Raw genomic sequence first — 24568 nt, forward strand, 5'->3', positions numbered from 1 at the left:
ACTCGAACATGAAATTCGGACTGCTATGGCACTCGTTCTCATCCGGCAACCTCGGGGTTGGCGCCCTGAGCATTTCCAACATGCTGCTGATCGACGAGGCCGCGCGTAAATGCGGGATCACCCCGGAGTTCCTGATCATCGGTTCGTCCGGCCCCTGCGACTACCCGCCGTCCACCGAGCGTTTCAAGTACGAATTCATCGAGTTCAACGAGAAGGCGCTGCTGAAGAATCCCCACGGCCTTTACCAGGCGATCAGCTCCTGTGATGCGGTCTTCGATATCGGCGAAGGCGACAGCTTCTCCGACATCTACGGGGCCAAGCGCCTGATCAAGCTGCTGGTCAGCAAGGGCATGGCGCTGGGCGGTCGCGTGCCGCTGATCCTCTCGCCGCAGACCATCGGCCCGTTCAAGTCGGACTGGGGCACCAAGGCTTCGGCCTGGGCGATGAAGAAGAGCACCATGGTGTTCGCCCGCGACCACCAGTCGTTCGACGTCCTCAAGCAGCTGAACATCCCCAATCGCGACGAAGTCATCGACGTCGCCTTCGCCCTGCCCTTCGAGCGCCAGAGCGAACAGCGCGATCCGAGCAAGCTGGCTGTCGGCCTCAGCGTCTCGGCACTGCTGCATCACGGCGGATACGAAGGCACGGCCAATCAGTTCGGCCTGCGTGCCGACTACAAGTCGCTGACCGACCGGCTGATCCGCACGCTGCTCGAACGCGGCCATGAAGTACATCTGGTACCCCACGTGATCCCGATCGGCTTCCCGGCCGAGGACGACTACACCGTGTCCCAGCAACTGCAGCAGCAGTATCCCGAGCTGAAGCTGGCGCCACGCTTCAAGGGGCCGATCGAGGCCAAGTCCTACATCAGCGGCATGGACTTCTTCGTCGGCGCACGCATGCACGCGACCATCGGCGCGTTCTCCGCCGGCGTACCGGTCGTGCCGCTGGCCTACAGCCGCAAGTTCGCCGGGCTCTATCAGTCGCTCGACTACCACCGTGTGGTGGACCTCAAGACCGAGGATACCGAGAGCGCACTGGAACTGGTTCTGTCGCACCTGGACAACCGTGAACAGCTCAAGACTGAAGTCGCCGCCAGCGGTGCGATCATCCGCCGCAAGCTGGACGCCTACAGCGTGGCGCTGGAACAGATCCTCGCCAGCCTGCACCAGCCCCAGGCCGCGTATCAGAGATAATCATGCGCGATCACGCCCTGATGGGGGTTACCACGGCGGCTCGCACCGCCGTGCAGCTCGGCACCCTGCTGATCCTCGCGCGAACGCTGGGGCCGAGCGATTTCGGCTTCATTTCGATCGTGATCACCTGGTCGACCATCGTCGCCCTGGTGACCGACTACGGCTTCGGCATGCGCGCGCTGCGCGACATCGGCGCCGAACGCCATCGCGCGGGCGAGATCATGTCCGCCAGCCTGGCGGCGAAGTCCGTCCTGGTAGGGCCGGCCTGCATCGTGCTGCTGCCGATCATCCTGTTCGTCCTCGACCTGCACACCACCGAGCGCTTTGCCGCGGTGTTGTTCCTGCTCGGCACCCTGGCCTCGTCCTACGGCGACCTCGGCCTGACGGTGTTTCGCAGCATCGGCCAGTTCCATCGCGAAACGAAGATCGTGGCCGCGACGGCACTGGTGCACTTCATCCTGATCGGCGCCGCGATCCTGCTGCGCAACGACGTACTGGCCATCGGCCTCGCTTTCCTGGTTTCGCGCCTGATCTACGCCACCTTCGCCCTGCACGCGCTGTCGAAGATCCTCGAACTGGGCGGCATCCTGCGCAACTCCTGGCAGGTGCTGGGCGAGCGTTTCAGATCCTCCACCAGCTTCGCGGTGGACAGCGGCGCGACCAACATCTTCGCCCAGCTCGACGTCATCCTGGTCAACCACCTCGCCGGGCGCGAAGCGGCGGGCATCTACTTCGCCGGCTCGCGGCTGATCCAGGGCGCGGTGCCGTTCAGCGTGCTGCTGGCCAGCGTGCACATCCCGCGCTTCGCCTACCAGCTGCACAACAAGACCGCCGGGCTGGCCCGCTACGGCCTGCGCATCCTTGGCGAATACGCCGGCATGGGACTGATCTTCGCCCTGGCGTTCTTCTTCATCGGCCCGCTGTTCACCGACTACTTCCTCGGCGCCGAGTACGCCGAGCTGAACACCCTTTGGCTGGCTTTCGCCTGCTTCACCGCGGCGCGCTTCATCGCCGCCGGCCTGGGTGTGCAGCTGATGGCCATGGGCACGGGCTTCTTGCGTACCTTCGGGATCATCGCCTCGGGCGTGATCACGGTGCTCTGTTACTGGATTTTCATTCCGTCGCACGGAATACAGGCGGCCCCCTGGGTGTCCACTCTGGGCATGGTCGTCCTGACAGTTATCTACGGTTATGCGGTGCTCGCCATCTACCGCAAGCGGCGCCAGCCCGCATGACCGGACTCGTCAAATACTGCCGGTCACGCCATGCGCTCGACCGGCCGCTCAAGGGAAGGCAGGTATGAAAGCTCTACTGAACCGCGTACTGAACAACGACCTGTGCAGTGGCTGCGGCATGTGCAGCTCGGTCGCCGAGGACGATGCCATCAAGATTCGCCTGACCGGTGATGGTTATCACCGCCCGGTGCTCAACAGCCAGTACCAGGACAAGCCGGTGGCCAGCGAACAGACCAGCGCGGCCTTCGCCAAGTCCTGCCCGGCACTGAACCTGGACATCCGCCCGTACAAGTCGGCGAACTATCACCCGATCTGGGGCGAGATTCTCGACACGCTCAAGGGCTACGCCGCTGATGACGAGATCCGCCAGGCCGGCTCCTCCGGCGGCGTGATCTCTGCCCTGGCGCAGTACTGTCTGGAACACAAGCTGGTCGATGGCGTGATCCAGATCCAGGCTTCGACCACCGATCCGCTGGAGAACGTCGCGACCATCAGCCGCTCGCGGCAAAACGTCATCGCCTCCTCCGGCTCGCGCTATGCGCCGGCCAGCCCGGGTGAAGCGCTGAAATGGGTCGCCATGTCCACCGAGAAATACCTGTTCATCGGCAAGCCCTGCGACGTGGCCGCGGTGCGCCAGATGCAGCAACACAACCCGCGGCTGAAGGAAAACATTCCCTACATCGTCTCCTTCATGTGCGCCGGCACGCCGAGCCTGCAGGGCACCGAGCAGGTGCTGGACAAACTGGAAGTCGAGCGCGAGGACGTCACCGCCTTCCGGTACCGCGGTGACGGCTGGCCGGGGCTGACCAAGGCCACGCTGAAGAACGGCGACGAGCGCACCATGACCTACAACGACTCCTGGGGAAAGGTGCTCAACCGGCACCTGCAGACCCGCTGCAAGATCTGCCCGGACGGGATCGGTGAGTTCGCCGACATCGTCTGCGCCGATGGCTGGGAAGGCGACGAGAAAGGCTATCCGTCGTTCGAGGAGCGCGAGGGCAACTCGCTGATTCTGGTACGCACTGCAAAAGGTCGCGAACTTTTTCGCAACGCGGAGGCTGCCGGCGTTGTCAAAGCCGAGGCTTTCGATACCGGCAGCATCTTTGCCATCCAGCCGTTTCAGTACTACCGCCGCACGACGATCCTGCCGCGGTTGCTGGCAATGAAGCTGCTGATGCTCAAGACCCCGGCGTACAAAGGCTTCGAGCTTGGCAAAGGGGCAAGGGAAATCGGGTTCTACCAGAGCTTCAAGGCGTTCACCGGCCTGCTGGTGCGGCGCAAGAAGATCAAGAAGCGAGCGCTGGAGACGGCATGAAAGGCCGTAGCGCTCAGGGAACCAACACCTAAGGACTCAGGTTGATGACGAATTTCACCTCACGCTTCTTCTTTTTTCCGCTGCTGATCCTGGCGATCGTGTTGCATTTTTCCGTGTTCGGTGACAGCCCGCACAACCCCTACGGCATCAAGGGGCTGAACGAGGCGTATCTCGCGGTCTGCATCATCTTCACCATTTTGCTGTTGCTGGCCTCGGCGGAAGACGCCCCGCGTGAGTTTCGCATCCTGATGTACTACTGCCTGTACAGCACAGTGGTCTTCCTGCTGATGCCGGCGGTCTTCGCCTACTTCACCTATGGCCAACCGATCGTCTTCGGACTCATCGAAGAGCGAAGGGTACTGTTCTGCCTGGGCTTCGCGCCCCTGTTGTTCCTCGGCAAACGTGTCAGCACCCTGCAGTTCGAGCGCGCCCTGCTCTATGCGGCACTGGCCGCTGCGTTCTTCTCCTGGTGCTTCAAGTTCGGTGTGATTCCCGACATGCGCCCGGAAGTTCGTTCGGATGACCGCCCGGACCGCTCGTCGATCGGCCCTTACCTGCTCTGCCTGGGCTACTTCTACTGCATCCAGATCTGGTCGAAGGGCGCCTCGCCCATTAACGGCGCTGCTCGCAGCAAGACCTTCTACCTTGTGATCGCCGCACTTTTGCTGCTGACGCTGGTGTTCGCCACCCAGACCCGCCAGCTGATCGTGCTGTGCCTGGCCTTCACCCTGTTCTGCCTGCGCGCCAAGGCAGTCATCTGGGCCGCCTCGCTGGCGATTCTGCTATCGCCCTTCTATTTCTATCCGAGCCTGCTGGAGATTCTCGGCCTCAACGTCGAGTTCTATGACAGCTCCCTGGAAAGTGTGGAAGACGGCGCTCGCTCCCATACCATCGCCGCGATCTTCGCTCACCTCGACCAGGTCAACTGGCTGCCCAGCGGTTCGCTATCGCTGATGTGGCAGGACGGCTTCATTCCCTATTTCGGAGAGCATTTCTTCCTCTCCGACGTCGGCATCATCGGCACGCTGTTCCGCTTCGGCTTCCTCACCTTCCTGATCGTACCGATGACGCTGTTCGTCTATCACCGCATTGCCAAGAACATCGCCAGCGACATGACCTTCATCTACGCGACCATGCTGGCGTTCTTCGTCATCTGGCCGCTCAACGGCTTCTTCGAATACGGCCAACCGGTTTTCGCATTGCTGTTCGTCATTCATGCCCTAAGGGCCCGTCATCTTCGCAGCCAGGAACGTATCCATGAACGTCGCGCTTATCCTCAACTACAAGGCAGCTACTGAAACCATCAGTTGCGTTGAGAGCCTGCTCGCTCATTGCCCGGCTCTCGACCATGTGGTGGTCATCGACAACGACTCCCAGGACGGCTCCGTGGTGGCGTTCCACCAGTGGCTGGAGGCACAGCCACGACACAACGTGACCGTACTGGCCAACCCGGAAAACAACGGCTACGCCGGTGGCAACAACTACGGGCTGCGCTGGGCGCTGGATAACCTGCCAGTGACCAATTTCTGGATCGTCAACAACGACACCTATGTCGACAGCGACGCGCTCTCTCCGCTGCTGGCGGCCTTGGCGGAGAACGACCGCCAGTTCGTCGGCTCGGTCATCCTCAGCGCCGATACCGGGCGCCTGGAGTGCTACGGCGGCGGCAAGCTCTACCCGCTGCTGGGCAAGGCCAAGCTACTGGGCAAGGACCAGTCGCTCGAAGCCATGGCAAACAACAGCGAGCAGCCCGACTACCTGATGGGCTGCAGCCTGGCGTTCTCGGCCAAGCTGATCGACCGCATCGGCATGATGGACGAGGCGTACTTCATGTACTCCGAGGAAGTCGACTGGCAGTTCCAGGCGAAGAAGAAAGGCGTGTCGATCCGCGTCGTGCCCGAGAGTCGCCTGTTCCATTACGGCTCGCTCAGCTCGGGCGGCCGTTCGGCCTTCTATCACTACTACCGCAATCGCGCGGCGACCCGTTTCAACAAGCGCTTTTACGGCCAGGGTTTCGCACTGGCGTCGGCCTGTTTCCTGTCGGCGATCACCGTCATCAAGGAGTACAACCACCCCAGCCTCGCCTGGTCCGGCATCAAGGGCGCATTCAAGGGAGTAACGATGAGTGTCTAACCAGACTAACCACGCGTTCGGTGTGAACTTCTATACCGGCAGCAAGGCAGCCCTACTGGACTGCATTCGCGAAGGGGTCAGGCAGCCCTACTCGTTCGTGGTGACACCCAACGTCGATCACCTGGCTCAGCTGCAGGACAACCCTGCCCTGCGCGAGGCCTACGCCAAGGCTCGCCTGCGCCTGTGCGACAGCCGGATCCTGCAGCCTTTGCTACAGCGGCTCGGCGTGCAGATCGAGGAAGTCATTCCCGGCAGCGACCTGACCATGGACCTGCTCGACTGGGCCAACCGCGAGCATCTGCGCATCGTACTGATCGGCGCCACCGAACAGGAATGCAGCAAATTGCGCGCGCTCTATCCTGGCATCACGGTGTACCACCATAACCCGCCCATGGGTTTCATCAACAAACCGGAAGAAGTGCAGCGAGCCCTGCAGTTCGTTCGCGAACACCCATCCGAACTGGTGTTCTATGCGGTCGGCGCACCGCGTCAGGAAATACTCGCCAGTTCCATCGAAGGTCACGAACGAACCGGCATGGGCTTCTGTATCGGCGCATCCATCTCGTTCGCCACCGGCAGTATTAAGCGTGCGCCTGTATGGATGCAGAACTGCAAACTCGAGTGGCTGCACAGGATGCTTTCCGAGCCCAAGCGATTGGTAAAACGTTACGCCCATGATGCGCTGTTCATAGTTCCGGCATTCATGCGGGAGAAGAGCTACCGGATGGACAAGGCCAAACCGGCCAAGCAGGACAGTTGAGTCATTCATCGAAAAAATGGCTGCAATTGCACTGAAACACGATGAACCCCGCCAGACCGGGACGGTCTATCCCTACTGTGAAAAGTGCGACGCGATGGCAATTCAACATCGAACTAACCACGCGCGTCGCGCGTCCCAGGCAGAAGGCAGCGGGGCTTACTCTCAACCGAATAAAGGATTAAACCCTGCCGAATTAAACCGCAGTCTTACTGCCAGGAGGAAAAGCAATAACGCTTCCGCGTAGCTGAAATAAAAAAGCTGCAGGAGATGAACATTCAGGAAGGAGAGAAACTTTGGCTACCGATCCGATTTGGTCGCTGAGGAGTGTGGAGTAATGACTCCGATCCTCTTGGAAAGGCGAAACAACAACTCGAATGCCTCAGGCAGAACAGTGAATCCAGCCGTCTCACTCTTTGAACAACAACCACTCCGTCAAGGATGAACAACCCATGAAACCATTTATTGCTCTTGCTTTTACTTCCGCACTGGTGCTGCAGGGTTGCGCCTTCGCCCCTGGCCAGTATCTCGATCCCGATGAGTTCAAGGACGGCGCCGAAGCCGAGCACGGCACGGTCCAGCTGATCCGCATCACGCCGGAGATGCTCAAGGGCGACCTGGCCTCTGACATGGGTACCTCCAGCAAGCAGGAACTGCTCAACTACAAGCCCAGCGCCTATCGTATCGGCGCCAATGACCTGCTCTACATAACCGTATGGGATCACCCGGAATTGACTGCACCCTCCGGCCCGCAGCAGCAGCTGGACGCCAACGGTCGTCTGGTGCGTCCTGACGGCACCCTCTTCTATCCGTACATCGGCAACGTCGAGGCCGCTGGCAAGACCATCGAAGAGCTGCGCGCCACCATCGCCCGTCGCCTGACCAACTACATCGACAGCCCACAGGTCGACGTCTCGATCCTGCGCTTCGGCAGCCAGCGTGTGGTGGTCTCCGGTGCGTTCGATACCGCCGGTGAAGTACCGATCACCACCGCGCCGATGACCATCACCCAGGCCATCGGCCAGGCCGGCGTGGACACCGAAACGGCCGACCTCACTGGCCTGACCCTCAAGCGTGACGGCCGCGAGTACATGCTCGATGTCGACTCGCTGAACCGTCCGGACTCCTGGCTGCATCAGGTTTACCTGAAGGACGGCGACCAGCTGCACCTGCCGTACAACGACCAGCGCAAGATCTACGTGTTGGGCGAGGTGAACCTGCCGCAGGCCCTGTCCTTCAAGGCCACCAGCATGAACCTGATGGATGCAGTGGGCACCGCTGGCGGCATTCGTCAGGAGACTGCCGATGGTGAGGCGCTGTACGTGATTCGTGGCGCGGAAGACATGATGACCGAGCCGGCCAAGGTCTTTCAGCTGAACGCCAAGTCGCCGACCGCCTTTGCCCTGGCCAAGCACTTCCCGCTGCAGCCGCAGGACGTCGTGTTCGTCGGGCCGGCCAACATCACCCGCTGGAACCGCTTCATCAGCCAGCTGCTGCCGTCGGCCAACGTCATCGGCATCGGTGCCGCAGCGGACTACAACTTGGGCCGCTAAGCTGCATCGCTTGATCGCCTGACGATCAGGCAAAAAAGAAGCCGCAGAGTCATCGCCGATGCTCTGCGGCTTTTTCGTATGTCAGCGACAGCCATTTCAACAAGCTGCCTGCAAGGCGATGCATCCAATGGCAACCGGATGCAAAGCCGCCATCGGCGGGGGCACTCGCCCCACCGCCCCCGCCAGTCCGCAGCGGCTGAGCAAGCACACGGGACTCACCCCGAACGAAAAACGGGCCTGCTACAACTCGGTAGCAGGCCCGTTTCGCTAAACGGTTTCGATGGCGTTAACGCACCGCCTCGAACAACCCGGCAGCGCCCATGCCACCGCCCACGCACATGGTCACTACGCCGTAACGCAGATTGCGCCGCTGCAGTTCGCGCACGATGTGCCCCGCCGTACGCGAGCCGGTCATGCCGAACGGATGGCCGATGGAGATCGAGCCGCCGTTGACGTTGTACTTCTCGTTATCGATGCCCAGCGCGTCGCGGCAGTACAGGCACTGCGAGGCAAAGGCCTCGTTGAGCTCCCACAGGTCGATGTCAGCGATCTGCAGCCCCTTGGCCTTGAGCAGACGCGGCACGGCATACACAGGGCCGATACCCATCTCTTCCGGTTCGCAACCGGCCACGGTGAAGCCACGGAAGAACGCACGCGGCTTGAGGCCAAGCTCGATGGCCTTGTCCAGGCTCATCACCAGCGTCATCGAGGCGCCGTCCGACAGTTGCGACGCGTTACCGGCGGTGACCGAACCATCCTCGGCGAAGGCCGGCTTGAGCCCGGCCAGGCTTTCCAGCGTGGTGTCCGGACGGTTGCAGTCGTCACGGTCGACCACGCCCTGGTGCAGCGTACGTTCGCCGGTGTTCTTGTCCTCGGTGAAGTACTGCACGTTCATCGGCACGATCTCGTCGCCGAACAGCCCGTCGGCCTGAGCGCGCGCGGTGCGCTGCTGGCTCTGCAGGGCATAGAGGTCCTGCTGCTCGCGGGTGACGTTGTAGCGCCGCGCCACCAGCTCGGCGGTCTGGCCCATGGTGTGGTAGATGCCTGGCACGCGCTCCTGGATGATCGGGTTGAACAGGTGATCGGTGTTGCGGCTCTTCAGCGTCAGGGTGATGGACTCGACCCCGCCGGCGACGATGATGTCGCTGCAGCCCGAGGCGATCTGGTTGGCCGCGACCGCGATGGCCTGCAGGCCCGACGAGCAGTAACGGTTCAGCGTCATCCCCGAGCAGGCGATGCCCAGGCGTGACAGCACGGCCACGTTGCGACCGATGTTGTAGCCCTGCGCACCTTCATTGGAGCCGGCACCGACGATGCAATCCTCGACCAGCGCCGGATCGAGGTCGTTGCGCGACAGCAGCGCATCGACGCAATGCGCCGCCATGTCGTCAGGACGGGTCATGTTGAACTTGCCGCGGAAGGACTTGGCCAGGCCGGTCCGCACGCTATCGACGATCACTACTTCACGCATGGGATACCTCAGTTATCGAGGCGGTCGCGGGGATGTTATGACGGCGCTGGGCGCACGGATTGTTCCACGACCGCTGGGTGGACGGTGATCCGAGCATAGTTCCGGCGTCGCGAGCGTGGCGACGACCATTCAGCAAGCATATGCACGGCCATCGCCTCGCTGGCCGGCAACCCTTTTGCGCAGGCTTGCCGGCAATCCCGAGGTGAGCGCATAGCGCCTGACCCGCGGCCTCGCAGATTCGCGGGCAAGTCAGCTTCCGCAGAGGCGTGGTGCGCCGGATCAGGGATCGTTCCTAACGCATAACAGGCAGCGGAATCACTCTTGCCCACAGGAACAATACGAACGACAGGAACAGGCCAGGTGAGGGAGCGGACCGCGAACAACCCACCGGCAGCTCCGCGGTCACAGGGTCGCGGTCAACGCCCCTTCTCGATCGCCGCCTCCAACGCCTCGTTCAACGTCCGCAGTACCTTCACCCTGGCGAAGCGCTTGTCGTTCGCCTCCACCAGCGTCCAGGGCGCGATCTCGGTACTGGTGCGGTCGACCATGTCCGCAACAGCGTGGCCGTACTCATCCCAGCGCTCGCGGTTGCGCCAGTCTTCATCGGTGATCTTGAAGCGCTTGAAGGCGGTCTCTTCTCGCTCCTTGAAGCGCTTGAGCTGGGTCTTCTTGTCGATGCTCAACCAGAACTTCACCAGCACCACATCCCCATCCACCAGCTGCTCCTCGAAATCATTGATTTCCGAATAGGCACGCAACCACTCGTCCGGCGTGCAGAAGCCTTCGACCCGCTCGACCAGCACACGCCCGTACCAGGAGCGGTCGAAAATGGTGAACTTGCCGCGCTCCGGCACGTTGCGCCAGAAGCGCCAGAGCCAGGGCTGTGCCAGCTCCTCGTCGGTGGGCGCGGCGATCTGCACGGTGCGGTAAAGGCGTGGGTCGAGCGCCCCGGTGACGCGCCGGATCGCACTGCCCTTGCCCGCCGCATCGTGTCCTTCGAACAGTGCGAGCACCCCGCGTTTGCGCAAGCGGCGGTCGCGCAGCAGTTGCGACAGGCGCGCCTGCTCCGTCACCAGCTGCTGCTGGTAATCGTCCTTGCTCAGCTTCTGTGACAGGTCGAGGCTGTCGAGCAGGCTCAGATGATCCAGATCGACCTGAAGCGGCGCCGAATGCGGCTGGGACATCGGTGCGGTGGGTTGCTCCGCGACCTCCAGCGCCGCTTGGAGCCCCTCAAGGATCACCCGCCCAACAGTCAGGCTGCGGTAACGCTCATCGGCCCCCTCGACCACGTACCAGGGGGCGAAATCCCGGCTGCTCAAACGCAGGATCTTCTCCCCGTGGCGCACGAACTTGTCGTAGGTCTTGGACTGCTGCCAGTCCAGCGGGCTGATGCGCCAGCTGTGCAAGGGGTCGTTCTTCAGCGAATCGAGTCTGGCGTTCATCCGGTCCTTGGACAGGTGCAGCCAGAACTTGAAGATCAGCGTGCCTTCGTCGCACAGCATCCGCTCCAGACGTTGCGCCCGTGCGACGGCGAGTTTGAGCTCGGCGCTGTCGATACGGCCATGCACCCGGTCCTCGAGCATCTTGCTGTACCAGTTGCCGAAGAAGATCCCGGTATGCCCTTTCGGCGGCAGCCGCCTCCAGAAACGCCAGGCCAGCGGACGGGCCAGTTCTTCGTCGCTCGGCACATCGAAACTGTCGACCCGAATCAGCCGCGGGTCCATCCATTCGTTCAGCAGCTTGATGGTCTCGCCCTTGCCCGCCCCCTCGATGCCATTGATCAGGATGAGCACTGGAAAACGCGCCTGCGCCTTGAGCCGATACTGCGCCTGCAGCAACGCCTCACGCAGCTCTGGCACCGCGGCGTCGTAGGTTTCCTTGTCGATGGCGTGACCGATTTCGGCTGATTCGAACATTACTGGCTCCGTCCCGGGTGATGCACTCAACCCTAGCAGGCAGACCGCGAAGATAGCGAGCCAGAAGCAGAGCTAGATCGATCTCCATTGATCCACGTCGGCGCTCGTCGCCTCACGCCCACGAGCGTTTTCACAAGGGATTACGGCACAATGGCGACCATGAACGACCTCCCCCCGATCCCGCGCTGCTGCACGCCGCCACTCGACCACTGGCCGCTGCCCCGGCCGCTGCCCGGCGTACAGCTGCTGAGTACGCGTTTCGACCCGACGTTGCTAGAACGCGACGATTTCCTGCGCTGGAACATTCCCGAACCCAAAGGCGTGAGCAAACGGCAGACCGAGTTTCTCGCCGGCCGTCTGTGCGCCCGCGAAGCACTGCATCGCCTGACTGGCTCGGCGCACGTGCCCACGGTCGGAGAGGACCGGGCGCCGCAATGGCCGGCCGGTACCGTCGGCTCCATCACCCACGGTGCAGGCTGGGCCGGCGTAGTGGTGGCGCGCCAGGAACAATGGTGCGGCCTGGGCCTGGACGTCGAGCGCCTGCTCACATGCGAACGGGCCGACCGCCTGGCCGGTGAAATTCTCACCGGCAGCGAGCTGGAGCTCTACGCGTGCCTGAGCGACAACGAGCGCGCACTATTGGTCACCCGCGCCTTCTCGCTCAAGGAGAGCCTGTTTAAAGCGCTGTACCCGCTAGTCAAACAGCGCTTCTATTTTCAGGATGCCGAAGTGCTGGACGTTAACGCAGACGGTATCGCTCGCCTGCGCCTGTTAATTGATCTATCGGAAGGCTGGCGCAACGGCGCAGAAGTCGACGGCCAGTTCGCGATCTTCGATGATTACCTGCTCAGCCTGATCGCCATCCCGGCAGAGCACCCGGCCGGCTGATTGTCCTTGCCACACATACATGGCGAGCGCCGGCCGGCCCTGGTAGGGGCTCGTGCCAGCGCCTGCGACCGAACCCTCGGCGCCACAGCGGGTCAACCAGACAGCCCAATTCACCGGCGCGCACGCCTATAATCGCGCCCTCAGAAATCGACACAGGTGCACCATGGCCAATCCATACCACGATCACAACCTGGCTCTGCTGGCCCATCTGCGCGGCATCCTGCTTGCCATGGGCGAAGCCGAACAGGTCTCGGAAGAAAGCCACGCGCTGTTCCTCGAGCGCTTCGACGAGCTGATCATGAATCTGCAGAACGTACCGGAAGAGCGCCACATGGGTCAGGACCTGATCTGCCAGGTCTTCCACCGCTACCCACAGATCGCCCACCTGGTTCCGCGCGACCTGCTCTGGTTCTTCGGCGGCGACTGCCTGCACTTCATGCCCGACGACGAAATCGCCGTCTTCCAGCAACTCGAAGAACGCCGCTATGAAGCCGAGCAGAACGACGAGCCCTTCGACTGGAATCTGGAAAAGCAGCTGCTGAGCATGCCGGACGAGGGCGCGCGGCACTGACGAGTCGGACGTTGGCGGTAAATCTGTAAGCGCTCAGCAAACCGAGCGTCGACGTTTCCGGAGACAGTGAGTCCAAGCCCGCCTAAGGTCTCGATGGCGGGCCAGACACTGCAAGAAAAAACACTCCGATTAGGCGTTGGCCCTCTACGGAGTTACCAGACTGGACGACCAGCAGAGCGCTATCCGGCGGCAGGCGCGTTATTCCAGCTCCACTCGCCGCTGCTGATAGATCAAGTCGACGATCTCACCCTCCGGCACGTAACCACTCACCACTTCGCGAAGCAGCTGCCGCACCTGCGGATAATCGTCGTTATCCACCGCTTTCAGCAGCTTTGCCAGCCGGTCCTTGAGTACATCCCAATCGAGATGCTCCTCATTGGCGCGCATGATCATTGGGTGCTCGGTGGCACTGACGTTGTCACCGATCAGCAGCTCCTCGTAAAGCTTTTCACCGGGTCGCAGGCCTGTGTACTCGATGGCGATGTCCCCGTGCGGACACTTCTCGGAACGCACGCTGAGACCGGATAGATGAATCAACTTCTCGGCCAGCTCAGCGATCTTCACCGGCTGGCCCATATCCAGCACGAACACGTCACCGCCCTGCCCCATCGAGCCCGCCTGAATCACCAGCTGAGCCGCTTCGGGAATGGTCATGAAGTAACGAGTTATCTTCGGATGCGTCACCGTCACCGGCCCGCCCGCACGAATCTGCGCATAGAAGCGCGGAATCACAGAGCCTGACGAGCCGAGCACATTGCCGAATCGCACCATGGTGAAGCGGGTCTTGTTGACGTGATGAACATCCGCAGCGCCAAACAGGCAAGGCGCCGGCTCCCGGCTCAACGCCTGCAGGATCAGCTCAGCCACACGCTTGGTACTGCCCATCACATTGGTCGGGCGAACTGCCTTATCGGTAGAGATAAGTACGAAGTTTTCGACGCCGGCCTGCACCGCAGCCTGCGCCGTGTTCAGCGTGCCAATCACATTATTCAGCACGCCTTCGGCCACGTTGTGCTCAACCATCGGCACATGCTTGTAAGCGGCCGCGTGATAGATCGTCTCCACCCCCCAGGTGCGCATCACATCCAGCAATCGATCAGCATTGCGAATGGAACCCAGGATCGGCACCAGTTTGATCGGCAATGACGTGCGCTCGATCAAACGCTCCAATTCCATATGAATGCTGTAAAGGTTGAACTCGCTGTGTTCGAACAACAGCAGCGCCTGTGGCTTATTGGAAAGGATCTGACGGCAAAGCTCCGAACCGATCGACCCGCCCGCACCGGTCACCATCACAACCTTGCCACGGATACACTTCTCGAACAGTGCCTGCTGCGGCGGCACCGCGTCGCGCCCTAGCAGGTCGGCAATATCCACCTCCTGGATGTCTTCGACCTGCACTTTGCCGCTCGCCAAATCCATAAAGCCCGGCACGCTGCGTACATGCAGCGGGAAACGCTCGAGCATTTCCAGAATCTCGCGCCGACGACCGCGTGAGGCTGAAGGAATGGCCAACAAGATCTCGCCTGCCCCCGTATCCTCCACCAATTGCCCAATGTGCTTGGCCGAATACACACGCAGCCCGGCGATGACCCGATTGTGCAGGTTCGGATCATCATCGATAAACGCTACAGGCCGCATGGCACGCCCCATGCGCAAAGCGGCAACCAGCTGATTGCCAGCAGCCCCGGCGCCGTATACAGCAACCTTGGGCAGCCCCGCTTCCTTGCCTTTGAACTTGGTCAGCGAATCCGGCGAAAACCAGTCGCCCATAAAATACTGACGCATCACCAAGCGTAAGCCGCCGATCAATACCAAGCTCAGCCACCAGTAGTTGAACACCATGGAGCGTGGAATCAGCTTGGGGGCATCGGTGCGCCAGTACACCGCAAGGGAAAGCAACAACGCCGAGAGCGTAACGGCCTTGGCGATTGCCATCAGTGCGTCATTGCCGAAATAGCGCATCACGGCGCGGTACATACCGAAGCGGATAAAGAACGGAACGGCAACCAGCGGAGCTACTCCGAATAGCCAGGCATGCCCACCGAGCGGATCGACAAAATTAGCGTCACCAAGACGAACGAAGAACGCCAGCCAAAGAGCTGCCCAGACCAGCACGACATCAGTACCAACCTGGACAAGACGCTTCTGCCTCCTCGGCAAACGCACCAGGTGGGTGCGCAGTTTCTCAGCCAACCTCAACATAACCACCTCAAATTACCGGACTCTGTCCTCTGCGGGAGGCGCGCCCCGCGGCGAATGCAGCCCGCAGGCTGCCGACCTAAAGCTGACAGCCTGAAGTTTGGCCAGCCTCACCTAATACGATCACCGGCGCCCTTGCCCGCCACGGTCATAAAGATGTACTTGAAGTAATCGACCAGCGTCAGGCTGTTGATCATCTTCTGATCCGTCTCGGCCAGCAGAGCCGGTGTGGACATATCGATCTTGCTCACTTGTGCCAGCCCGGTAATCCCGGGACGTACATCGAACACGCCACGCTTGGCGCGCTCCTGAGTCAGCTCCTCCTGGTTGAACAGCCCTGGCCGCGGCCCTACTAGGCTCATATCGCCCTTGAGCACATTCCACAGCTGGGGTAGTTCATCCAGCTTAGTTTTGCGCAGAAAATGGCCAAAGCGGGTGATGGACGCACTGCTGGCCAAATGCGTGGCGACCGATACCGTATCTACCCTCATGGTGCGGAACTTGACCAGCGTAAACGGCTTCCGGTGGCGACCAACCCGTACTTGGCGGAAAATCGGCGAGCCCGTATCGAACAAGCCAATGATGGTCAGCATGAGCAACACCGGGAAGCCAACCACCAGGCCAACCAGCGAAAAAACAAAATCGAAAAGTCGAATCACGGGTTCACTCGGAATAAATCAATTGGAACGCTCGAAGCAGCGCCTGAGTCCTTCTTCCACTGTGTAAGGCGGCTTCCAGTCCAGCAGCTCGCAGGTTTTGCCGATATCCACCTGCAACGAACCGAGCAGTCGTTGGGCCATCGCCTTCTTCCCTACTAAGGTAGCGCCAAACTGAAGCAGGCCAGCCGGAACGGGAATCAACCGTGCGGGCTTGCCCATTGCCTTGGCCACGCCGCGCAGCAACTCGGTAGTGGAAAGATCCTCGCCATCTCCCGCGAGGAATACCTGATTGGAGGCGGCCGGATGATCGATACAGCGGATGATCAGATCAACCAGATTGTCGATACCGATCAGGGAACGCTTGTTGTGGATAGCCCCAAGTGGAAGCGGGACACTTTTATCGACCAACTTGATCATGCTGGCAAAATTTCCTTTTACGCCAGGACCATACACCAATGGCGGTCGAATGATGACTACCTCCATGCCGGTTTCTGCCACCAGATTCATTAGGCCCTGCTCGGCCTCCAGTTTGGAAACACCATATGCATCCTCTGGCGCCGGCCCGTCGCTAGCCTGAAAAAGATTTCCCACGGCGGTCGCCTCACCGTTGACCTTGATCGAGCTCAGAAAAACAAAACGCCGGACTCCTGCGGCAACCGCTTGGCGCGCTAAGTTCAATGTCCCCTCAACGTTAACCTTACGGTATTCGGCAAGGGGGTCAGCCACCTCATCACGCATGATATGGGCACGGGCAGCTGCATGAATGACGACATCAATCTCTGCGAGAGCGACAGAAAAATCTGTGTCCCCATCAATATTGCCGACTGCAATACAGTCAGGACCTGCCGCCCCCTTGCGTACCGCAGTCACTACATGAATGCTGGAGTCAGATGCAAGCGCAGCCATTAACTTAGAGCCAACGAATCCGTTGGCTCCGGTCAACATTATTTTCGCCATCTTCACGTACTCCGCTCGCTTATGACCAGTCGGCTCAAGCGCTCTACAAAAACATCAAATCCCAGATGTTCCTTGAGCTTGCCACGGTCAGTGTCGAAAATTTCAGGTGAAAAGCCTCCATTTTCAACAGCACGGAAAAACTGACAGAGTTCGTCAGCGGTTGGGTTGAGCACTGTTCCTAAATTATTTTCCAAAACCCACTTAGCAACGCTGGTTTCCGCTCCACAGATAGCTGCAACCAAGGCCCCAGAGAAAACGTAGGAAGATGACTTACTCGGAAAAGCAAAGCGAGTCACCTCGTCTTCAATCGGCAGAAGAGCCCATTGATAATCAGCATTCAACTGAGCTGCTTCGAATGCTGAAACGACCCCGAGATAAGTGACGTTGTCATACTTGGCTGCAAGTTCTTTTAAACGCTCAGAGAACACACCAGAACCAGCAAAAACGAAGGGTAATTTCCCTTCGTCCACACAATATTGCTCAATGGCCTGAATCAATAAAGGCATCCGCTGCAAGCGCCCAGCGTTACCACAGAAAGCAAACCCGAGTCGTTTGTTTTCAGGCAGTACCACCTCATCAAAGGATACAGAAGGATTCGACAGGACCTGCACAGCTGACAGGGTACCTGACCTCTCTCTTATTTCCTTGACCATTTCCTCGGTAATTGTGATCAGAAGATTAGCGTTACGCATCGTTAGTGAATCTAGCCAACGCAAAAAATGATAAATCGCCGGCCGCACAGAAAAAACAACATTGGCAGCTTCCGGATGAATATCCTGCAAGTGATATACATATCGAGCCCGAAATAACTTGCTGTACACCATCACAATGAAGGGCACCAGAACCGGCGGATCGGTAGATACATAGACTTTTTTAGGGCGCTTTATCAGCAAGACCATGAACACCCACAACATAAAAAACACCGCGTCGGCGGCACGACGCACAATACTACTGCCAGAGACAGAAAATGCATGGCAGGGATAAAACCCAACCTTATCTCCGCGTTGCTCACGCGTAAGGTGCTTTCGGATATCGGCATGATCCTGAAGAATTACGCCAACAGACTGCATATGTGCTTGCTGTTCGGCGAAACGCATCAGCGCTTCACCAATGACGGGATAAATCGGCCAGAAGCTTCGATTGATAATTACCAGATCCAGTCTTCTAAACATCAATACCGCTTCCAAACCGTCCGCATCACATAATCCCGATAGCTATGGAGAATGCGCAGCACCTTGTCCGATACATTCGGCATGCTGTAATCCGCCACCAATCGTAAGCTGCGCTCATTACCTCGCCGCTGGCTTTCTAGAATCTGTAGCCCCTGCAGGACACGTTCCTGCTCAAGACCAACCATCATGGCAGCGGCTTCCTCCATGCCTTCCGGTCGTTCGTGTGCTTCACGGATATTCAATGCCGGGAAATTCAGGATGGATGACTCTTCGTTGATGGTGCCGCTGTCTGACAGCACGGCCTTGGCAGAAAGTTGCAGCTTGTTGTAATCCTTGAAGCCAAGCGGTTTCAGCAGCTGCACATTCTCATGAAACTGCGCACCCAGCGCTTCCACCCGCTTCTGCGTTCGGGGATGGGTGGAGACGATTACTGGGAAGCCGTACTGCTCCGCCACCGCATTCAGGCAAGCGACCAGTTTAAAGAAGTTCTTTTCCGAATCGATGTTCTCTTCCCGGTGAGCGCTGACCACAAAAAAACGGCCCGCTTCCAGCCCCAGTCGCTCAAGCACATCAGAATGGTCAATACCGTCACGGTAATGATTCAGTACCTCGAACATCGGGCTGCCGGTCTTGATCACCATATCCGGCGGCAACCCCTCGCGCAGCAGGTAATCGCGGGCAATGGCGCTGTAGGTCAGGTTGATATCGGCAGTGTGGTCGACGATGCGGCGATTAATTTCTTCCGGCACTCGCATGTCGAAGCAACGGTTACCCGCTTCCATATGGAAGGTGGGAATCTTGCGGCGCTTGGCTGGAATTACAGCCATACAGCTATTGGTATCGCCCAGCACAAGCAAAGCTTCAGGTTGCAATTCGGCCAGCACGCGATCCACGGCGATGATTACATTGCCGATGGTTTCCGCACCGCTGGCACCTGCGGCATTGAGAAAGTGATCAGGTTTGCGTATGCCCAAGTCCTGAAAAAAGATCTCGTTCAGCTCGTAATCGTAGTTCTGGCCGGTATGCACCAGCACATGCTCACAATGCTCATCCAGCTTGGCCATCACCCGCGACAGGCGAATGATTTCCGGGCGAGTACCTACTACGGTTACGACTTTCAGTTTTTTCATTTGCAATTCCCTGTTCGTACTAGGCTTCAGTGCCGACCGACCGAGCATAGGTATCCGGGTGTTCGCGATCGAATACTTCGTTGGCCCAAAGCATCACTATCATCTCATCGTCGCCTACGTTGGTGATGTCATGTGTCCAGCCCGGTACGGTTTCAACGATTTCCGGCTGATCGCCAGTCGTGAACAGCTCGTAAAACTCACCGGAGACGATATGCCGGAAACGGAAACAGGCCTTACCCTTGATGACTAGGAACTTTTCCGTCTTGGAGTGGTGATAGTGCCCACCACGGGTAATTCCGGGATGAGCCGTGAAGAAGGAGAACTGCCCCGAATCCTTGGTTTTAAGCATTTCCACAAACAAACCACGCTGATCACCATATTTCGGCACCTCATAGGTGAAGCGCGCGGGTGGTAAATAGCTCAGATAGGTGGAATACAGCGCCCTGATCAAACCTGTACCCACCGGCTCGGTGACCATGGACTTACGACTATCACGGAAGGCATACAATTGATCAGCTAACTCGCCAACCGAAATGCTGTACTGCGGCTCGACACTAACGAAAGGCCCGCCAGCCACTTTGCCGTCCATGACTGCGATGAAATTGCGGATCACATCGTCGATGTAGACAAGGTTGATGCGTGCCACAGGGTCATTGACCTGGATCGGCAAATCGCGAGCAATGTTGTGACAGAAAGTCGCTACTGCCGAGTTGTAATTCGGCCGAGCCCACTTACCGAAGACATTGGGCAAACGGAACAGGTGAACAGGCGAGCCTTGGCTGGACTGCAATTCCAATAATACTTGTTCTGCGCCGCGCTTGCTGCTGCCGTAGGGGTTTTCCTGCTCAGCTTGGCTGGAAGAAGTATAAATAACCGGTATCTGCCGGTCGCGGGCCTTGATGGCCTCGCACAGCGCGCGCGTCAAATCGGTATTGCCGGTCTGAAACTCATGCGGATCTTGCGGGCGATTGACGCCGGCAAGATGAAAGATGCATTCCACCTGAGCAACCACATCAGGCAAGCTCGACAATGAATCCTCGCGAGTAAAGCGAAGCACCTCGACATCGGCCCGCTCACCTAGATGTGCGATGAGATTCTGGCCGACAAAGCCATTAGCGCCGGTAATCAGAACCTTCATGCTTACTCCTCAGGCGTTGCGTGCTCACCACGCTGAATAGCTCGCATGAAGTCCAGCTTCAGCAGAAGCCGCTGCATTCCGGCTACATCTAGTCGCTCGGTGTTATGCGAGTTGTAGTCTTCAGTACGGGAGATTTTCGTCTCACCCTGTTCCACAAACTTGGCGTAGTTGAGATCACGCAAATCCGGCGGCACACGGAAATACTGCCCCATATCCTCGGCGCAGGCCATTTCCTCACGGCTGAGCAACGCTTCGTACAGCTTCTCACCATGGCGGGTACCAATCACCTGGATTGGATGATCAGGCCTCCCAACCAGATCGGTCAGCGCAAGTGCCAAGGTTTCCACGGTTGCGGCCGGTGCCTTTTGTACGAAGAGGTCACCGTTGTTACCGTGCTCGAAGGCGTAGAGCACAAGATCTACCGCATCGGCCAGCGTCATCATGAAACGGGTCATGTTCGGGTCGGTCAGGGTCAATGCCTTTCCGGCACGAATTTGCTCGATAAACAGCGGAATTACCGAACCACGCGAGGCCATGACGTTGCCATAGCGGGTACCGCAAATGACCGTTTTGCTCTCATCAACGTTGCGCGACTTGGCAACCATGACCTTTTCCATCATCGCTTTGGAAATACCCATGGCATTAATCGGATAAACAGCCTTGTCAGTGCTCAGGCATACCACTCGCTTCACTTCGTTTTGAATCGCGGCTTCCAATACGTTCTCGGTGCCAAGCACGTTGGTTTTGACCGCTTCCATTGGGTGAAACTCACAAGACGGGACCTGCTTCAATGCCGCAGCGTGAAAGATATAATCTACGCCACGAGTAGCGTTCAGCACGCTCTGATAATCGCGTACATCACCGATGTAAAATTTCAGTTTAGAGCAGGAGTAACGCTTACGCATGTCATCCTGTTTCTTTTCGTCTCGACTGAAGATACGAATCTCTTTGATATCGGTATTAAAGAAACGCTTCAGCACGGCGTTCCCAAACGAACCTGTCCCGCCGGTAATAAGCAATACATTGCCCGAAAACATAAACTTTCCTTAACAATAAAACATTGCTGATCAAACTAAACAGGCAGCTTTTCTTTGATTAGCTCAGCCAGCTCAACGAAACTTTCGCCTGACCACCAAATAACACTAACACCCACTGTTTCATATTCATGCCCGAGCGTAGATCCCTTGGTTATTGCCAAGGCCGTTGCCGGATACTCTTCGGGCGGAACAAGATATACATCTTTAAAGCCAAACCTTGAGATTACTTTAGAATAATCATAAGCAGGATGTGGCTTATAGGCGACGCAAGCCTTAGTGTGATCAATTATGTACTGCAAAAAACCGATCTCTTCAGAAACAAACGCCGGATGACTAATAACAAGCAAGTCAATGTCAATTCCCACGGCAGTCAGCATGAAGCTTTTATCCTGAACGGTAAATTTAACGTTAACATCTTTTAAATATTGCAACCAAAGCTTGGACTCACCCGAATTCAAACTATGGACGGATCGCACATTCTTTAGCTTTACCGGCAAATTGAGATTTCCGTCCAGAACTCCGTGCTGCCATATAATAACTCCATTTTTAAACCCTTCGAATGCCGCCATTGCCCATCGATCGTAATGATTGCAAATATGCAGCTCAACTACCCTTCCGTCAATTTTGCAAATGAACTCCAGAAAACACAAAACGTAGTAAAAATCTATAAGCTGAACCTTGTTAGGGACAGAAAGTGAAGATGATCGAAAAGAAATAATATATATTGCCGCAAAGAAAATAAAGCATCGCTCAATGCGCGAGAGAAATAGCAGATATTCGCCTCGCCTAATATCAACAACTTTCAAACCACTCAAACCTGAGGCGTTTCTTAGATGCTCTGATTTAATAGACGACTCAAGCCATACTGGACGATTTAACAAACACGAAATATCGTGCCAGCCTAAAAAAAGAGACCTTATAAACAGAAACGAATTATATCCCACCAGCAGAGGCAGCCAGAGAAATCGGACAGCCCAGTAAAGAGTTTTCGACTCGTTAATATGTCTATATTTTAATGGCCTAAAGTTAATACCATTCAAATTCAATCCAAGGCGATTTCGCCAGAAAACATCTACGCTAACTTCATTTAAGTACAAGCGCCCGGCGAGACAGCGAAGCTTTAGTAGACGAGCACAGGAAATCACACGCCCTCTCCTTTTAAAGGAAATATCTTTTGGGTCGAATAATTAAATTGAAACTTACGAAATAAGAAGAATATAATCACATAGAAAGGAACGAGATAATAATACCACCACAAAAACAACCCACCTCTGTAATGAGAGATTATAAAGAAAAACTCCATAATATAAATCATACAAAAGGCCAAATTACCGGTTCTGGCGCCTTGATGAAGATAAGACAACCATAACAAATAAAAGAACAAAAAAAGAAACCCTCCCCAAAACCCAAAGCTCAAATAAAAATCAGCCTCTATTGGCCACTGCTCTGTAGCGCCTACTTTATCTGCGTCTGGATAATATATCGATGTAAGCCAAATGCTCATATCATGATATGGCACCATGAAGAAACCATCAAATTTCATTAAAACTTTATTAATCGGCAAGAAAGCAGACTCGAAAAACCCAGGATCAAAGTCTCGCAGTAAAGTAACGAACATCTCCAACGTATTAAAATAATTAAAGAAATAAGGAGCAATATCTTTTAACGTCATCCAAGAGCTATTTCTTAAATACAAACCGAGCAACACTAAGACAAAAACGCCAGAAACAGAAAGGAAAGATGTGCGAGAGTACAGATTACTCCTGATTAAAAACGGGGACAAAGCCAAGGCAGCAATCATAATTACCTTTAACTTACTACCAATAAAAGGATACATTAAAATAATCATCAAAATGACTAGCATGTATTTGATAGCGCCGCCGCCATGCAAGTGTATACGATAACAAGTAAGAAGGACAAAAACCATTAAAGCATGAGTATATACTAGATAGTAAACGCCCGCTCCCTCTCTAGAAATAAAAGCCATCTTCGCATCTGCCAGCCAAGCTTGCGCACCGCCTGTTGCCAATATATAACCATAAAGAGACAATGCCATTATTGAAAAAAATGTCACTGTTAAAATTCCTGACTTCCTTGGCACGCAATACCCGCGAAATCTGAAATTAAAATAATGCCTGACCCACAACAATACCAGCAACGAAAAGGCATACACCGCATAAAGCATATTATATGCATTGATTTCTGCGGCTGAACCAAAGCTATAGCCTGAAAATCTCTCAGCAAGTAACGGCGCCATTCCGTACCAAGTAAAGTAATATAAAAAAATTAGATTTTCCGGGGACAACAAATATTTTGGCCGTGAAATTATGAATAAAATTACGGACGAAAATGCAAAAACTAAGGGTGACGTCTTGTGGAAAATAACCACATGCAGAAGCATGAGCGCTCCAAGCAGTATGGCCGCCGTAAAAAAAATAAGTGTATGAGCCATAGGTCCAGAAAGGCTTTTACTATTCAAGAGCAAAACCCATCATCTATAACGATATTCTGTCCGCATATATACTCAGAGGAATCAGACAACAAAAAAAGTACCGCACCTACAATATCTTTCGATTCAAGCATGCCCTTATCACGGCAGTAACTATTGTAACGATTCAGAAAAGCCTGGTCCTGCCCCGCCAGGACTCCACCAGGACTCACACTGTTAACTCTGAATTTTGAGCCTTTCGTATAGGCTGAAACATAGCTACCAAGATGCTGCAAAGCGGACTTTATCGCCGCGTATTCGACAGGCATAGTCATGGAAGTACCGGCGTAAATCTCAAAGCGAGGCGCCATAACTCCATAAATCGAAGACATATTAACAAGCGAAAATTTCGTCTGTTTTGCTAATGCGTACTTGGCACACTGTTGCATAAACAGAAAATACCCCCCCAGGTGCAGAGATACATTTTCGCAAAAATCTTCGTACGTCACGTCAAAAAAGCTTCTACCGTAGTTTTCATTACGTGGGTACGCCGTATTGACAGCCCCGTCCAGCGAGCCAAAATTTTCCACCGCGGTCTCAATTATTCGCTGGATAGAACTCGCTTGCGTGATGTCGCCTTCGACTGCAAAAAAATTCTTATTATCGCTTTGCTTTACTTTAATATCTTTTAGCGCCTTTTTACTCTGGTCGACGGCAACAATATTTGCTCCGCAATCTAGGGCGGCATCAACTATCGCCTTACCTAACCGCCCGGCGGCCCCTACTACTATAAAAGTCTTACCATTCAAG

Annotated in this window: 21 protein-coding genes; 9 read left to right on the forward strand and 12 right to left on the reverse strand. The window is 56.7% G+C overall.

Annotation, left to right across the window (positions count from 1 at the left end):
- The first annotated feature begins 8 nt into the window (after positions 1-8).
- The 7 genes from OUY36_RS13305 to OUY36_RS13335 all read left to right on the forward strand — a co-directional run bounded on the left by OUY36_RS13305 (position 9) and on the right by OUY36_RS13335 (position 8189).
- Positions 9-1196: a polysaccharide pyruvyl transferase family protein gene (locus tag OUY36_RS13305; RefSeq protein WP_267934635.1), complete on the forward strand. Its 1188-nt coding sequence runs from the start codon at positions 9-11 to the stop codon at positions 1194-1196.
- Positions 1197-1198: 2 nt separating this feature from the next.
- Positions 1199-2431 carry an oligosaccharide flippase family protein gene (locus OUY36_RS13310; protein WP_267934637.1) on the forward strand — a complete coding sequence of 411 codons (1233 nt, stop codon included), beginning with the start codon at positions 1199-1201 and terminating at the stop codon, positions 2429-2431.
- 64 nt (positions 2432-2495) lie between these two features.
- Positions 2496-3746: a Coenzyme F420 hydrogenase/dehydrogenase, beta subunit C-terminal domain gene (locus OUY36_RS13315; RefSeq protein WP_152481405.1), complete on the forward strand. Its 1251-nt coding sequence runs from the start codon at positions 2496-2498 to the stop codon at positions 3744-3746.
- A 44-nt stretch (positions 3747-3790) separates the two neighbouring features.
- Positions 3791-5044 carry a hypothetical protein gene (locus tag OUY36_RS13320; protein ID WP_102840264.1) on the forward strand — a complete coding sequence of 418 codons (1254 nt, stop codon included), beginning with the start codon at positions 3791-3793 and terminating at the stop codon, positions 5042-5044.
- Complete coding sequence (locus tag OUY36_RS13325; protein WP_063540497.1) at positions 5004-5879, forward strand: glycosyltransferase family 2 protein; 876 nt, start codon at positions 5004-5006, stop codon at positions 5877-5879. Before OUY36_RS13320 ends, OUY36_RS13325 begins: the two co-directional genes overlap by 41 nt.
- Positions 5872-6639 (forward strand): WecB/TagA/CpsF family glycosyltransferase, encoded by a 768-nt coding sequence (locus OUY36_RS13330; protein ID WP_063540498.1) that lies wholly within the window; start codon positions 5872-5874, stop codon positions 6637-6639. The genes OUY36_RS13325 and OUY36_RS13330 overlap by 8 nt, the downstream gene beginning before the upstream one ends.
- A gap of 449 nt (positions 6640-7088) precedes the next feature.
- Complete coding sequence (locus OUY36_RS13335) at positions 7089-8189, forward strand: polysaccharide biosynthesis/export family protein (RefSeq protein ID WP_267934640.1); 1101 nt, start codon at positions 7089-7091, stop codon at positions 8187-8189.
- A 286-nt stretch (positions 8190-8475) separates the two neighbouring features.
- On the opposite strand, the gene OUY36_RS13340 is transcribed toward OUY36_RS13335, so the two are convergent.
- Positions 8476-9660 carry a thiolase family protein gene (locus OUY36_RS13340; protein WP_063540500.1) on the reverse strand — a complete coding sequence of 395 codons (1185 nt, stop codon included), beginning with the start codon at positions 9658-9660 and terminating at the stop codon, positions 8476-8478.
- 416 nt (positions 9661-10076) lie between these two features.
- Positions 10077-11576 (reverse strand): polyphosphate:AMP phosphotransferase, encoded by a 1500-nt coding sequence (pap, locus tag OUY36_RS13345; RefSeq protein WP_125867867.1) that lies wholly within the window; start codon positions 11574-11576, stop codon positions 10077-10079.
- Between the two features lie 159 nt (positions 11577-11735).
- Here pap and OUY36_RS13350 point away from each other — a divergent pair, with 159 nt between their 5' ends.
- Together OUY36_RS13350 and OUY36_RS13355 are read left to right on the forward strand one after the other, a co-directional pair.
- On the forward strand, positions 11736-12464 hold the full coding sequence (locus tag OUY36_RS13350) for a 4'-phosphopantetheinyl transferase family protein (protein WP_200595332.1): 729 nt from the start codon (positions 11736-11738) through the stop codon (positions 12462-12464).
- A gap of 163 nt (positions 12465-12627) precedes the next feature.
- Complete coding sequence (locus OUY36_RS13355) at positions 12628-13035, forward strand: PA2817 family protein (protein ID WP_110776571.1); 408 nt, start codon at positions 12628-12630, stop codon at positions 13033-13035.
- A gap of 198 nt (positions 13036-13233) precedes the next feature.
- On the opposite strand, the gene OUY36_RS13360 is transcribed toward OUY36_RS13355, so the two are convergent.
- From OUY36_RS13360 to OUY36_RS13405, 10 genes are all read right to left on the reverse strand, one after another.
- Complete coding sequence (locus OUY36_RS13360; protein ID WP_442807006.1) at positions 13234-15240, reverse strand: polysaccharide biosynthesis protein; 2007 nt, start codon at positions 15238-15240, stop codon at positions 13234-13236.
- A gap of 107 nt (positions 15241-15347) precedes the next feature.
- Positions 15348-15896, reverse strand: coding sequence for a sugar transferase (locus tag OUY36_RS13365; RefSeq protein ID WP_267934645.1), 549 nt, complete (start codon positions 15894-15896; stop codon positions 15348-15350).
- 18 nt (positions 15897-15914) lie between these two features.
- Positions 15915-16853, reverse strand: coding sequence for a UDP-glucose 4-epimerase family protein (locus tag OUY36_RS13370; RefSeq protein WP_267934647.1), 939 nt, complete (start codon positions 16851-16853; stop codon positions 15915-15917).
- A gap of 2 nt (positions 16854-16855) precedes the next feature.
- Complete coding sequence (locus OUY36_RS13375; RefSeq protein WP_267934649.1) at positions 16856-18025, reverse strand: glycosyltransferase; 1170 nt, start codon at positions 18023-18025, stop codon at positions 16856-16858.
- Complete coding sequence (wecB, locus tag OUY36_RS13380) at positions 18025-19155, reverse strand: non-hydrolyzing UDP-N-acetylglucosamine 2-epimerase (protein ID WP_267934651.1); 1131 nt, start codon at positions 19153-19155, stop codon at positions 18025-18027. Before wecB ends, OUY36_RS13375 begins: the two co-directional genes overlap by 1 nt.
- Positions 19156-19174: 19 nt before the next feature.
- On the reverse strand, positions 19175-20293 hold the full coding sequence (gene wbjC / locus OUY36_RS13385) for a UDP-2-acetamido-2,6-beta-L-arabino-hexul-4-ose reductase (protein ID WP_267934653.1): 1119 nt from the start codon (positions 20291-20293) through the stop codon (positions 19175-19177).
- A 2-nt stretch (positions 20294-20295) separates the two neighbouring features.
- Positions 20296-21330, reverse strand: a complete 1035-nt coding sequence (locus tag OUY36_RS13390) for a polysaccharide biosynthesis protein (protein WP_267934655.1) — start codon at positions 21328-21330, stop codon at positions 20296-20298.
- Between the two features lie 35 nt (positions 21331-21365).
- Positions 21366-22475 carry a hypothetical protein gene (locus OUY36_RS13395; RefSeq protein WP_267934657.1) on the reverse strand — a complete coding sequence of 370 codons (1110 nt, stop codon included), beginning with the start codon at positions 22473-22475 and terminating at the stop codon, positions 21366-21368.
- A complete protein-coding gene (locus tag OUY36_RS13400; protein ID WP_267934659.1) occupies positions 22472-23731 on the reverse strand; it encodes a hypothetical protein in 1260 nt (419 codons plus the stop codon). Before OUY36_RS13400 ends, OUY36_RS13395 begins: the two co-directional genes overlap by 4 nt.
- A 74-nt stretch (positions 23732-23805) precedes the next feature.
- Positions 23806-24567 carry an oxidoreductase gene (locus OUY36_RS13405; protein ID WP_267934660.1) on the reverse strand — a complete coding sequence of 254 codons (762 nt, stop codon included), beginning with the start codon at positions 24565-24567 and terminating at the stop codon, positions 23806-23808.
- Position 24568 lies beyond the last annotated feature (1 nt).

It is taken from the genome of Stutzerimonas sp. R40042, assembly GCF_026642215.1.
GTDB classification, from domain to species: domain Bacteria; phylum Pseudomonadota; class Gammaproteobacteria; order Pseudomonadales; family Pseudomonadaceae; genus Stutzerimonas; species Stutzerimonas frequens.

Coding starts and splice junctions, on each gene's coding strand:
- OUY36_RS13310 (WP_267934637.1), top strand. CDS start 1,199: ATGCGCGATCACGCCCTGATGGGGGTTACCACGGCGGCTCGCACCGCC.
- OUY36_RS13320 (WP_102840264.1), top strand. CDS start 3,791: ATGACGAATTTCACCTCACGCTTCTTCTTTTTTCCGCTGCTGATCCTG.
- OUY36_RS13325 (WP_063540497.1), top strand. CDS start 5,004: ATGAACGTCGCGCTTATCCTCAACTACAAGGCAGCTACTGAAACCATC.
- OUY36_RS13340 (WP_063540500.1), bottom strand. CDS start 9,660: ATGCGTGAAGTAGTGATCGTCGATAGCGTGCGGACCGGCCTGGCCAAG.
- OUY36_RS13335 (WP_267934640.1), top strand. CDS start 7,089: ATGAAACCATTTATTGCTCTTGCTTTTACTTCCGCACTGGTGCTGCAG.
- wecB (WP_267934651.1), bottom strand. CDS start 19,155: ATGAAAAAACTGAAAGTCGTAACCGTAGTAGGTACTCGCCCGGAAATC.
- OUY36_RS13355 (WP_110776571.1), top strand. CDS start 12,628: ATGGCCAATCCATACCACGATCACAACCTGGCTCTGCTGGCCCATCTG.
- OUY36_RS13400 (WP_267934659.1), bottom strand. CDS start 23,731: ATGCTTCTGCATGTGGTTATTTTCCACAAGACGTCACCCTTAGTTTTT.
- OUY36_RS13315 (WP_152481405.1), top strand. CDS start 2,496: ATGAAAGCTCTACTGAACCGCGTACTGAACAACGACCTGTGCAGTGGC.
- OUY36_RS13305 (WP_267934635.1), top strand. CDS start 9: ATGAAATTCGGACTGCTATGGCACTCGTTCTCATCCGGCAACCTCGGG.
- OUY36_RS13375 (WP_267934649.1), bottom strand. CDS start 18,025: ATGTTTAGAAGACTGGATCTGGTAATTATCAATCGAAGCTTCTGGCCG.
- OUY36_RS13350 (WP_200595332.1), top strand. CDS start 11,736: ATGAACGACCTCCCCCCGATCCCGCGCTGCTGCACGCCGCCACTCGAC.
- OUY36_RS13360 (WP_442807006.1), bottom strand. CDS start 15,240: ATGTTGAGGTTGGCTGAGAAACTGCGCACCCACCTGGTGCGTTTGCCG.
- OUY36_RS13390 (WP_267934655.1), bottom strand. CDS start 21,330: ATGTTTTCGGGCAATGTATTGCTTATTACCGGCGGGACAGGTTCGTTT.
- pap (WP_125867867.1), bottom strand. CDS start 11,576: ATGTTCGAATCAGCCGAAATCGGTCACGCCATCGACAAGGAAACCTAC.
- OUY36_RS13370 (WP_267934647.1), bottom strand. CDS start 16,853: ATGGCGAAAATAATGTTGACCGGAGCCAACGGATTCGTTGGCTCTAAG.
- wbjC (WP_267934653.1), bottom strand. CDS start 20,293: ATGAAGGTTCTGATTACCGGCGCTAATGGCTTTGTCGGCCAGAATCTC.